The 11,841-nt window shown below is 45.6% G+C and carries 9 protein-coding genes; 6 read left to right on the forward strand and 3 right to left on the reverse strand.

The window, feature by feature from the left end; translation table 11 throughout:
* Positions 1-17: 17 nt before the first annotated feature.
* The 3 genes from GO755_RS22375 to GO755_RS22385 all read left to right on the forward strand — a co-directional run bounded on the left by GO755_RS22375 (position 18) and on the right by GO755_RS22385 (position 2,952).
* The gene (locus GO755_RS22375) at positions 18-773 is read left to right on the forward strand and encodes an SDR family NAD(P)-dependent oxidoreductase (RefSeq protein WP_157587510.1); all 756 of its coding nucleotides are present in this window, start codon (positions 18-20) and stop codon (positions 771-773) included.
* Between the two features lie 168 nt (positions 774-941).
* Positions 942-2,129 (forward strand): sensor histidine kinase, encoded by a 1,188-nt coding sequence (locus tag GO755_RS22380; RefSeq protein WP_157587511.1) that lies wholly within the window; start codon positions 942-944, stop codon positions 2,127-2,129.
* A gap of 46 nt (positions 2,130-2,175) precedes the next feature.
* The gene (locus GO755_RS22385) at positions 2,176-2,952 is read left to right on the forward strand and encodes a LytR/AlgR family response regulator transcription factor (RefSeq protein WP_157587512.1); all 777 of its coding nucleotides are present in this window, start codon (positions 2,176-2,178) and stop codon (positions 2,950-2,952) included.
* 16 nt (positions 2,953-2,968) lie between these two features.
* Here GO755_RS22385 and GO755_RS22390 read toward each other — a convergent pair whose 3' ends face one another.
* Entirely contained in the window at positions 2,969-4,231 is a 1,263-nt protein-coding gene (locus GO755_RS22390; RefSeq protein WP_157587513.1) for a glycosyltransferase family 4 protein, read from the reverse strand.
* A gap of 255 nt (positions 4,232-4,486) precedes the next feature.
* Between GO755_RS22390 and GO755_RS22395 the strand changes: the two genes are divergently transcribed.
* Positions 4,487-5,410, forward strand: a complete 924-nt coding sequence (locus GO755_RS22395) for an RluA family pseudouridine synthase (RefSeq protein ID WP_157587514.1) — start codon at positions 4,487-4,489, stop codon at positions 5,408-5,410.
* 59 nt (positions 5,411-5,469) lie between these two features.
* On the opposite strand, the gene GO755_RS22400 is transcribed toward GO755_RS22395, so the two are convergent.
* Both GO755_RS22400 and GO755_RS22405 read right to left on the reverse strand, forming a co-directional pair.
* The gene (locus tag GO755_RS22400; RefSeq protein WP_157587515.1) at positions 5,470-6,153 is read right to left on the reverse strand and encodes a glycosyltransferase family 2 protein; all 684 of its coding nucleotides are present in this window, start codon (positions 6,151-6,153) and stop codon (positions 5,470-5,472) included.
* Positions 6,154-6,181: 28 nt separating this feature from the next.
* Positions 6,182-7,645, reverse strand: coding sequence for an ArnT family glycosyltransferase (locus GO755_RS22405; protein ID WP_157587516.1), 1,464 nt, complete (start codon positions 7,643-7,645; stop codon positions 6,182-6,184).
* 371 nt (positions 7,646-8,016) lie between these two features.
* Here GO755_RS22405 and GO755_RS22410 point away from each other — a divergent pair, with 371 nt between their 5' ends.
* On the forward strand, positions 8,017-10,806 hold the full coding sequence (locus GO755_RS22410) for a TonB-dependent receptor domain-containing protein (protein ID WP_157587517.1): 2,790 nt from the start codon (positions 8,017-8,019) through the stop codon (positions 10,804-10,806).
* A gap of 266 nt (positions 10,807-11,072) precedes the next feature.
* Positions 11,073-11,789, forward strand: coding sequence for a DUF4405 domain-containing protein (locus GO755_RS22415; protein WP_157587518.1), 717 nt, complete (start codon positions 11,073-11,075; stop codon positions 11,787-11,789).
* Positions 11,790-11,841: the final 52 nt, after the last annotated feature.

Raw genomic sequence — 11,841 nt, forward strand, 5'->3', positions numbered from 1 at the left:
AAAAACACCTTCATATCATGTTAACTCGATTTGCCAATCAGGTGGCAATTGTTACGGGCGGTGCCGATGGGATTGGTAAAGCGATTGCCAACAGAATTGCTTCTGAAGGAGCTACGATTGTCCTGTTCGACATCAACCATGTTCAGCTCGAACGTACTGTGGCTGAGTTTTCCAAACAGGGATTCGATGTAACAGGGCATATTGTCGATATTTCACAGGAGAGTTCGGTTGAAAAAGCAGTTCAACTGGTGGCCGAAACCGCTGGTCGGCTAGATATTATTGTGAACTCGGCGGGTATTGTAGGACCCACTAATACCAAAATCACAGACTACTCCGTAGCTGACTATGATCGGGTGTATCATACCAATTTGCGAGGAGCTTTCCTGATGACCAAATACGGAATTAAGGCCATGGAGAAGCATAATTATGGGCGCATTCTCCACTTAGCCTCTATTGCGGGCAAAGAAGGGAATCCATTTATGACAGGCTACTCGTCTATGAAGGCGGGTGTTATTGGCCTGGTGAAAGGTATCGGGAAAGAATATGCCGAAACGGGTATTACGGTCAATGGTCTGGCTCCGGCCGTTATTAAAACGGCCATGAATGAAAACACGGCTCCCGAACAGTTAGCCTATATGACAGCTAAAATTCCAATGAAACGTTTAGGCACGGTCGACGAAGTTGCCGCTATGGCTGCCTGGATTGTGTCGGAGGAGGCTAGTTTCACCACCGGCTTCATTTTCGATTTGTCGGGTGGGCGCGCTACGTACTAAGTGGCCGAATCGATTATAGCACTATAAGCCTATAACCTGCTTAGGCAATAGGGAGCTTCTGCTCACGAACCTAAAGGCGTCACTCACGCTTCCGAAACCGGCATTCCGCTGGTTTCTTTTTTGCGGTTTATTCGGAATAATTAGTTTTGTTTATAAACCTAACGTGTTATGTCCTATCGCTTAACGACTTCGCAAAAATGGCAACTCGCCCTGAGCGTGTTCGTTATTTACTGGCCTATTCGGCTGTATGTCAATGGTGCAACGGTAGACTGGTTGTTTTCGCCACGAAATATACCGTTTTGGGTGCTCGAAATAAGCCTGATCATTTTGTTCCTATACGCTTGGCTTACCGTAACCGAATGGCTACAGCAACGGTTCGTTAGTCGTTTTGGAGATGGCTTTCTTATTGAGTTTAAAATTCCGGCTCAGATCGCAACCTTGCTGATTGCCAGTGCACTGGCGGTTGTGTTTAACCTTGGTTTTGGTATACTTTGGCACAATTTGGATGATGTCTTAGAGAAGCGTTTTGGTTTCTATCGGGATCAGGACCCGCGCCCTCAACGTCCTGTTGGCCCACCACGTTCGGAAGAAGATCGACGAAAAGGGCGCGAACAGCGTCGCCGGGTCAATAATGGCCTGACAGTGATGTCGATGTTATCGGCCTTCTATTTAGCCGCTAATCGTCGGGCTAACCGGCGGTTAGAGGAAATTCAGGTTCGGGCCGAACGATTAGAAAAAGAGAACGTACAGGCTCAGTTTGCTGCACTCAAAAGTCAGGTAAATCCTCACTTTCTGTTCAACAGCCTCAGCATCTTATCGTCCTTGGTGCATGCCGACGCTGAACTGTCCGAAAAATTCATTGATCAGCTCTCGCGGGCATACCGCTATATTCTGGAACAGAAAGATAATGAACGGGTGCTACTTAAGACCGAGCTGGAGTTTATTCAAGCCTATCGTTTTTTGCTGAATATTCGCTTCGAGAACAAATTCGACGTGATTATCAATGTACCCGAAGCCGATCAGACCCGGTATAGTATTGCTCCCCTGACCCTGCAACTGTTAGTAGAGAATGCCGTAAAACATAACCGGATGTCGGCGAAAGAGCCACTGAAGGTGCACATTCAGCTTGAAAATGACTGTTTAGTTGTCAGAAACAATCTGCAACCCCGCCCTCAATCAGAAACGTCAACTGGCGTAGGTCTGCAAAACATCATTACTCGCTACGCATTGCTTACCGAAGACTCGGTTTGGGTAGGGGAAAGTGAAGGCAGCTTTGTTGTAAAAATTCCATTATTACTTAATGAGCGAATGCACGAAGTAGTAAGTGATCGGACTAGCGTATTGGTTAGTAAATAACAGATAGTCTGATCACTCATTTATGCACGTAGTTACTGATTGAAAAATGAACGTAGTTATCATTGAAGACGAAAATCTGACCGCCAAACGGCTTGAAAGTCTGCTTCATAAATACGATCCAGATATTGCAGTATTGGCCCGTATTCCATCGGTGGCCGAAGCGGTAGTATGGTTTGGTGAATCGGATCAGCCTATTGATCTGATATTCATGGATATTCACCTCGAAGATGATTTGGGTTTTCGCATTTTCGAGCAAACGCAAGTGACCACACCTGTTATTTTCACAACGGCCTATGACGAGTACATGATTCAGGCGTTTAAGGTCAATAGTATCGATTACTTGCTAAAACCCATTAATTATGATGAGTTGGTAGCGGCTATCGAAAAATTTAAATCACTGAAAAAACAGTTTGGGCAAAATACGTCTTCGTCTCACGACATTGAAACGCTGCTAAGCCTGATTGGCAAGTCGAAACAGACCGACTACAAAGACCGGTTTATGATTACGGTCGGTACGAAAATTCGTAGCGTCGAAACTAGTGAAGTCGCTTATTTTTATCTGGAAGAAAAAGTCGTTTTTCTCGTGACAAAGGATGGCTTGACCTTACCCGTCGATTATAGTTTAGATAAACTAACTCAGCTACTGAACCCGCGCCAGTTCTTTCGAATTAGCCGTCAGTTTCTGGTTTCGCTGCATGCCATCCAAACGATTCACACCTTCTCGGCAGGCAAACTCAAACTCGACTTAAATCCCAAATCCCGTCAGGAAGTCTTCGTTAGTGGCGACCGTATGACTGAATTTAAGGAGTGGCTGGGCAAATAAGGGTTTGCCACAGGTATTACTGCCCATTGAGAATGGTTTTATAAAGCGTTATATGTTCTGCATTGAACTTGTCCCACCCAAATAAGGAGGCTTGCTTCAATCCCTTTTCTGATAATTCAGCACGAATCGATGGCGATTTTGCCAGGGTAATTATGGCTTGACAGAGGTCGTCGGTATTCGTTGGGGAAACCTGGATAGCTGCCTTGCCAACGACTTCGCTGATGGCAGGAATCGTGGACGTAATGACAGGTAAACCGCATTGCATAGCCTCTAGAGGTGGCAAACCGAAGCCTTCATAGAGAGAGGGATAAATAAAAGCCATCGCTCCACTATAAAGTGGTGCCAGGTCTTCATCTGGTACAAAACCAGTAAAGACCAATCGCGATGCCAACGCTGGACTTTTACTCGCTTCTGCCATAATCTCGTCAAACTTCCAGCCTTTTGTCCCAACTAATACTAATTGTACATCGGAAGGCAACGCTCTCTCATCCACCAATTGCCCAAACGAACGAATGAGATGCGCAATGTTTTTACGGGGCTCGAGGGTAGCCAAACTCAACAGATATGGCTTATCGCTAATGCCTAGTTTTTGTTTTACAGTCTGCTGTCGGGCGTGATCAGTTACTGGATAGAATAAAGTGGGAGAAGCTGCGAGTAAAATGGGGACTACCCGATTTGGATCGAAACCCGTATACGCACAGAAATCATCTTTGGTAGCCTGAGAAATTGTCGTTACCCAAGCGTCAGGAGGAAGCGTTGCTAATACCTGCTTAACCGTTTGTTCGCCCGATGTAAACCATTCAGGATGTAGAATCGGGATTATGTCGTAGATGCTTTGCACCATCGGTAGGGCCCGACTTTGACGAATAGTTTCGGGAATCGGAAAAAACGTAGCATGATATAAAGTCTGTTTTGGCAAACTTGCTACGTTGAAAGCAGATACATCATGACCTACTGCCCGACGTGTTCGATACGTAAGTTCCCGAATTACTTTGGTTGGTTTGCCATCAGGAGAAAAATAGCCTAATAGATGATTTTCAAGCCTGGCCAAATATTGTTCCCTCGGTTTATTGGCAAAGGTTGGTGCCTTATCATCAAACACAGACTGAGCATAGCGCATGGTCTCAGCTATATGCGTTGGTGCTGCCAATAGTAAATTGACTTCAGGAGACCGGTGCATACCAGATATTAGCTGTTCAATTACGCGACTAATACCTGTTCTGGCCTGCCTATGATAAAATCCGATTCCAAGCGGACTAGCGTCAAGGATAATATTCATACTTACATGATAGAATACGACTAAAAGATTATGTAGACTCGTATGCTATCGATTGAGTTGGATAGATGTTGAGATCACTGAACTAAAAAAGTCTTTTCGGCTACTAAAGGGCCGAAAACCCGGCAATTTGGCAAAAAAAATTCCATTTCATGCCATAAAAGCCAGAATCAAGACCAAACTTACTAGTTAAATGCGTTTAACTTGAGCGAGAATCGATTCTAAAACAATACGGTCTGGAAACTGTACCTTTGCCGAATGGATAATACCGACAAGCCTCGCCGGCAACGTGGCCAGCGTACCGACATCAAACTGACCGTTTCGGAACCCGCCGAATTAATGGCGTTTTTGATTGCTCAATTGCCTCATAAGAATCGCAATAATATCAAGTCGCTGCTCAGTAACAAGCAAATTCTGATTGACGGCAAAGTGTATACACAGTTTAACCATCCGTTAAGGTCGGGTCAAATTGTGACCGTAGGCGCTAACCGTGCTCCCCAGACAACTCAATATCGGGGTCTAACCATTCTATATGAAGACCCAAGTATTATTGTCATTAATAAACAGGCCGGGCTGCTCTCTATGGCTACCAACAAAGAGCGGGATCGTACTGCCTATGGTATCTTAAGCGATTATCTCAAAAAAGAGAACCCTAAAAACAAAATATTTATCATTCACCGACTTGATCGCGAAACGTCGGGCGTTATGATGTTTGCCAAGAGTGAGAAAGTGCAGAAGCTCATGCAGGAATCCTGGAATGCAACGACCAAACAGCGGACATATGTGGCTTTGGTAGAAGGTGTACCAGAACCGCCAAAAGGTACAGTAACATCCTTCCTGCGTGAAAGCAAAGCCCTGATTGTTTATTCGAGCCAAAATCCAGACAATGGGCAGTTGGCCATTACAAATTATACGATTCTGAAGTCCAACAGAGCGTACTCTTTGCTGGAACTTGAACTGGAAACTGGCCGCAAAAATCAGATTCGGGTGCACATGCAGGACATTGGCCACCCTATTGTCGGCGATGCTAAATATGGAGCAACAACAGATCCAATCGGGCGTCTGGGACTACATGCCGAAGTGCTGGCGTTTGAGCATCCGATAACGGGCGAGGCTATGCGTTTCGAAGCCTCTGTGCCAAAAACGTTTCTGAGTTTAATGAAAGAACGGATCGAGGAATAGTAATTTATTGTCATGTATAGTCAATTCCTGACCACGTTTGACTATACATAACAATGTCATTACTTCACAATCCGATACTTAAGGAGGACCCAAATGGCTTCGATACCATCTAACCACGAGATCTTTTTGCCTTCAGCAATAGAGCGTGGATAATAACTTATAGGTAATTCTTTTATACGTATACCCCGCTTCGCTACTTTAGCCGTTACTTCAGGGCAGAACTCAAATCGGGTACAGTCAAGCGGAATGGAGCGCAGGAAATTGGCGTCGAATACTTTATAACAGGTAGGCTCATCGGTGAGCCGTTGATTGAAGAGAATGTTAGTCAACAAGGTAACTACCTGACCACCTACGTAAAAGCTGTAATAGGAATGGCGATTTTCGGGTTTCAGGAAGCGAGATCCGTAAATCACTTTCTCTTTGCCATCGGCAATGGGTTTTATTAAGGCTGGGTAGTCCTGCGGTTCATATTCTAAGTCGGCATCCTGAACAATGGCAATATCGCCGGTCATGTGTTGAATAGCCGTACGAATAGCCGCTCCTTTTCCCTGATTATGTTCGTGAAAAATAACCTGAATGTTCGGTACAGATCGATACGCATTCAGTCGTTCGCGGGTACCATCCGTAGAGCCATCGTCGACAATAATAATTTCTTTTGTTAGTGAAACAGCCTGGACTTTCTCAAGAAGGGTATCAATATTATTAATCTCGTTATAAGCGGGAATCAGAACAGATAGCAGCATAAAGCAAATATAAGCGAAAACGATGGGTTTACTTTCTCCGCCAATAGGGTAGCGGAAAACGTGGATCTTGGACCTGAACAAAGTGTTTTTGTAAGCCAGCACGTAGTTGCTGAATGGCATGCACATTAACAGGCTTAGTAAGCGCAGTACTATCGTCGATTAGACTAGACCGGGTACCAAAAATGACAAACTTTAAGCTTGTATCGGCCAGAGCTCGCCCATAGGTATCAGGATGAGACTCCAGGTAATGGGTTGTCTGCATTTCGGTAAAAATAAACGGCACGTTGGGCTCCCGGTCTGACAGATAATATAAAGGCATCGCATTATCGAACAGCAGTACATGACCTTGCGGCCCAGCCTGCTCCCGAATAAATGAGCCGGCGGCTTCTTCATCCTGGTAGTCTTTTATCGTTAAAAAGCGTTGAATCGTATCGAAACGATAGAGCAGTACACTAACCAGTAACAGCAGGCCCAGCGTACCACCGCTCAGTAGTATTAATCGATAAGAAATAGTCTGGTGACGAGCTTCATAATGGATCAACCATTGGTCTGCCAGGAAGCCTAGATGTAGAACAAAGAAAACAGCAGCCTGAAAGAAATAATGGCTGGCCTGAGTTTTGAGCATGGTAACACAGGCAAAACTTGCTAGTAGCAATGCCAGCCATAAGGCCGGTGTTCGCTGATAAATTGTCCGGTAAGGTTGCTGCACTGCAACGACAAATGACACTAACAATAGCAGTAACAACCAGCTAATTTTGATTAAAAACTTAGCTAGAAAGAGCGTGTGGGATGGGTATCCACCAAACGGATAAACATACGTCCACTCCAGATGGGTTTCTAATCGACCGGTTGCGTAAAAATAAAGCATCGATATAAGTAATGGCATGGCAAAGCCAGCTAATACGAACATACCTCGGCATACCATTGGCCAGAAAGTTAAGCGATCTGTAAGCCACAAGAGCAGAATAAAAGCGCCGAATCCAATTACATAGAATGCTGCTACGCTTTTGAAGCACATGGCTACACCCAGCAAAATACCCGCCCCAAGCCAACGCCAGTTTTGTTTGCCATTATTACCAACGGCTAGTGTGAAGGCATTCAGGCCAAAGATGGCAACCCAGCTTTCGGGCTCCAGGAAATTCATTTCCATGAAAAAGCAGCAGGCGGCTGTTAGTATGACAGCCAGGAAAGCTGTGCGTTCGCTAAATAAGCGTGCGGCTCGCCACGAAGATATCAGTACACCCGTGGCAAGTAGCGTAATCAGGGCTGAAACACCGAGGTGGTTATATCCGCCGAGCACGTTTAGCAATACGTTTGTGGAGGAATAGAGCAGGTATGATTTCGAGAGAATAAAGTCGTATAAATCATACCCTTTGTTGAGCGTACGAGCAATAATTAAGTATTCATATGCATCGTAACCGTAGCCAGAATTGTAGGTAAAAAGAAAGAAAATGGGGCAAAAAATAGCCAGAAACAATAAAAAACGCGTCATAAAACCGCTCACCGCCTAAAATTGAGTTACGGATTAATCAACAAATGTACTGGTTTACCAACAAGCCACCACGCTACAGGAAGCCTTTTTGTTGACCGGCTGTTCAGTTCTTAGCTATCTGGATAGGGTTTCAATTCAGAGTCCCATGTCAATACCGGCACTAACAAGTAATACCAGTCATTTACAGTCGATAACTTTAAATAGCCAGGCCATAAACGTTTTTGACTTTTGGATGTTGTGTTAGGCAGTCGGCGGAGCTATTCTTCGCGGGCCTATTTTTTGTATTCAACACCCAAAAACGGGCATTCCGCCAGATTGATTTCCTGAAGTAGTCGGGCCATTGCACCTTTGGCGCATCAATTTCTAATCTTATGAAAACGCTGTTACTTTCTTTACTCATCGTTAGTGCAACTACTTCCTTTGCTCAGGTGCCGGTGACGCCTACTACGCCGACAACGACGCCCGCGACTCCTCAACCAGCAGTGGCTGATCCGTTCGAAACGAAGACTCCAGCCACCACGGCTCCCGATAAATTCACGGCTCCGGCTGGCTCTACACCGAGCGTGATCAGTACACCAGCGCCGACGGGTATCACACCTCAATCGGCACCTACCTCATCCGAAGCAGAACCAATTGCTCGAGGTAACGCTAAAATCAGTGGGATACTGATGGATTCGACGACTAACAAGCCCGTTGAGTTTGCTACGATCGCGTTATTAAATATTGCGACCAATAAACCCATAGATGGTACCACCGCAGATGGGAAAGGCCAATTCACGATTGCCCGCGTAGCTCCTGGCAGGTATCGTCTTCTCTACTCCTTCATTGGCTACAAGGATAAACGAAGTAGCGTTATTACCGTTGATAAGAGCAGCAATATTAGCCTGGGTACGATTAAAATTTCTCCCGATGTTCGAACACTGAACGAAGTAAATGTGGTTGGGCAAGCGGCTATGATTGAGGAGAAAGTAGACCGGATGGTCTACAATGCCGATAAAGATCTCACAGCCAAAGGTGGTGATGCTGGCGACATTCTTCGTAAAGTGCCAATGCTTTCGGTCGATCTGGACGGGAATGTTAGCTTACGTGGTAGTAGTAATGTTACGGTATTAATCAATAACAAACCCTCCACAATTGTTGCCAGCAGTGTAGCGGATGCCTTGAAGCAGATTCCGGCGGACATGATCAAAACGGTTGAAGTAATCACGTCGCCATCTGCCAAATACGATGCAGAAGGTTCGGCAGGTATCATCAATATTGTGACGAAGAAAACCACGCTGCAGGGAATGACGCTCGACGTAAACGGTGGCGCTGGGAACCGGGGGGCCAACCTTGGTATCAATGGTAACTACCGTACCGGTAAAATGGGCTTTTCGCTAGGTGGCTTCGGTCGGGCGGAGTATAATGTACGTGGGGCGTTTTTGAACGATCAAAGCACTCGCAGCTACGATCAGACTTCAAATACCTATTCGGCTTGGACACGGACTGTACAGACAGCTAATACGCTGAATCAACGGATATTTGGTAACTACCAGTTAGGCTGGGATTACGATATCGATAAACGGACGTCACTAACGGCCAATATTCGATACGGTGCCAGAAACGGCCTGAGCACTCAGAATAATCTGATGACAACGATCACCTCGCCAAACAGCTACTTCCCTATTGTTAGTAATCGGAATGTAGACACAAAAGATTTATCGGGTACGGTTGATGCTAACGTAACGTATACAAAAATCTACAAGCCTCAGCAGGAGTTTAGTATCCTGGCTTTGTATAGCCGTAATAACCGGACAAATAGTTTTGTCGCTGATATCATGGGTGGTACCGATTTCCAGACCATCACCTCGCGTCAAAAAAACGACAACCCAAGCTATAACCAGGAATCGACACTTCAGATCGATTATCAAACACCGATCAAAACGAATCAGCTTCTTGAGTTTGGCGGTAAGGGGATTTTCCGTCAGGTGAACAGTGATTATCAGTACTATGTTGCGAATGGTTCCGACGCACCCTATACTGTTGATTCTACCCGTCAGGGAAATGGACTTGACTACAATCAGAATATTGCAGCTACTTACCTGTCTTACACGCTTACCACAAAAAGCAAATTTACCATTAAGGCAGGTGCTCGGTACGAATACACGTTCATAAATGCTAAGTTCAGCAATGAGTCGGCAGGTGCAGCTAACACTATTCCTAACTATGGAAATCTGGTGCCCAGCATCAATATTTCGAAGAGCCTGAAAGGTGGCAAAATTATCAAATTGGCCTACAACCGTCGGATTCAGCGTCCGGGTATTCAATTCCTGAACCCGAACGTAAATACCGCAAACCCAACGAACATTTCTATCGGAAACCCGTATCTGTCGCCCGAATTAACCGACAATATCGAATTCGGTACGAGCGCCAGTGTCAAGGGGTTATACCTGAACGCAACCGTGTTTGCCCGTCGGACAAACAATGAAATCACAGCCGTTCGCGACGTACAGCAATCGCTGATCAATAATGCATTGCAACAGGTAATTCGTACAACCTACCTGAACGTTGGTCATGAGGATGCGTACGGTCTGAACCTGTTCGGTAATGGAACCCTGTTCCGTAAGCTGCAACTCGGCGGGGGTATCGACCTCTACCATGTTAACCTGACGAATAATAATGCGAACCCAATTTATTCGGCCTCTAATTCAGGTTGGGTACTTGCAGGACGGATTATGAGTAGCCTGTCACTAAGCAACGGCTGGGGCTTCCAGCTCTTCGGCGGTGGTCGCGGAAACCAGGTGCAGCTACAGGGACAACAGAGCGCCATGTATTTCTATAGCCTGGGGATGCGGAAAGAATTTAATAACAAGAAAGCAAGTTTAGGACTCGCAGCGGAGAACATCTTTAATCATCCGTTCAGACAGCATTCAGAATTGGCGTCACCAATCCTGATGCAGAACTCGCAAACGAGTTACTACAACGCTGGTGTTCGCCTGACGTTTAGCTACAAACTTGGTAAAATGAGTTTCGACGCACCACAAAAACGCCGGAAGTCGGTTGAAAACGATGATTTGAAAGGCGACGGTGGTGGCGACAACAACACGGGTCCACAACAACAGCAACAGTCTGCACCCGCTAGTGGCGGACGTACTGGTGGCGGTGGTCGCGGTCGTCCATAAGCTGTACTGAACTACTCAAAACAGATAAGACGTTGGTTCACAATCGAGCCAACGTCTTATCTGTTTTGAGTAGATTAGTGATCGATTCCTTTGCACTGGCAGACCGGTCGCTTTGCGAAATCCCTGGAATAAATAGCTTTGTGGTAATCGTTCAAATTTATTTGTGTCTTACTTTGCTGGTCAATAGTTCATTCGTTGGAGCCTGCATAGGTTTGACACGATTAATTAACTGAAGAGCAGATCACTATTCCATTCTAGAGAGTATTATGAAATCCAAAAATTTAGTTAGCCTTTTTGTTGCAGCAATTTTTCTTGTTCTGGCCATTACGGGTCTACTAATTTATTTCGGGCAGGGCTCTCACATTGTCGATCATACTCATGCCTGGTTTGGTATATTGTTTTTCGTAGCAGCTGTATTCCATATAGTTAACAACTGGTCATCGTTGGTAGGGTACACAAAAAACCGTAGGACTGGTGCTATTCAGAAGGAGTTCATCTTGCCCGCTATAGTAGCCGTCGTCTTTGCGGCCGGAATCGGATTTGATGTTCCCGTTTTTGACAAGTTGGCCAATGCCGGTAAAAATCTGTTCCGGGGCGATAGACCGCGGGGTGGCCCAATGGAACAAACTAAAGTCGATTCGATTGCCAATGCCGTAGAAACGGCTTATGCCACGGCTTACACCAAAGGCGATACGGGTGCAATAGCGACCATATTACCTGTCAAAACCGCTATACTCACGGAAGCTGGCACGATTTTGAGCGGCTCTGATATACAAAAAAATATACTGAAACGAACAACTCCTGAGGTTGTCAAAACGAAAGTTGACCGTGCCGAAGCCCTGGACGACCATATGATTTTGGTATACGGTACTGCTACAAACTCAACGGCCACGACGCCCTCCGTTTACACGCACTTACTCAAAGAACAAGATAAAAAGTGGCAGATTATTGCCGCTCAGCGAGCTTATCCGGCGGTTCAATAAATCGCCTAACTTCGTACATACTGATTAGTCAATAGGGATGCAGTTGGTTGCA

Origin of the sequence: Spirosoma arboris (assembly GCF_009754945.1) — a bacterium.
Lineage (GTDB): Bacteria > Bacteroidota > Bacteroidia > Cytophagales > Spirosomataceae > Spirosoma > Spirosoma arboris.

Coding starts and splice junctions, on each gene's coding strand:
- GO755_RS22390 (WP_157587513.1), bottom strand. CDS start 4,231: ATGAATATTATCCTTGACGCTAGTCCGCTTGGAATCGGATTTTATCAT.
- GO755_RS22400 (WP_157587515.1), bottom strand. CDS start 6,153: ATGCTGCTATCTGTTCTGATTCCCGCTTATAACGAGATTAATAATATT.
- GO755_RS22405 (WP_157587516.1), bottom strand. CDS start 7,645: ATGACGCGTTTTTTATTGTTTCTGGCTATTTTTTGCCCCATTTTCTTT.
- GO755_RS22380 (WP_157587511.1), top strand. CDS start 942: ATGTCCTATCGCTTAACGACTTCGCAAAAATGGCAACTCGCCCTGAGC.
- GO755_RS22385 (WP_157587512.1), top strand. CDS start 2,176: ATGAACGTAGTTATCATTGAAGACGAAAATCTGACCGCCAAACGGCTT.
- GO755_RS22410 (WP_157587517.1), top strand. CDS start 8,017: ATGAAAACGCTGTTACTTTCTTTACTCATCGTTAGTGCAACTACTTCC.
- GO755_RS22415 (WP_157587518.1), top strand. CDS start 11,073: ATGAAATCCAAAAATTTAGTTAGCCTTTTTGTTGCAGCAATTTTTCTT.
- GO755_RS22395 (WP_157587514.1), top strand. CDS start 4,487: ATGGATAATACCGACAAGCCTCGCCGGCAACGTGGCCAGCGTACCGAC.
- GO755_RS22375 (WP_157587510.1), top strand. CDS start 18: ATGTTAACTCGATTTGCCAATCAGGTGGCAATTGTTACGGGCGGTGCC.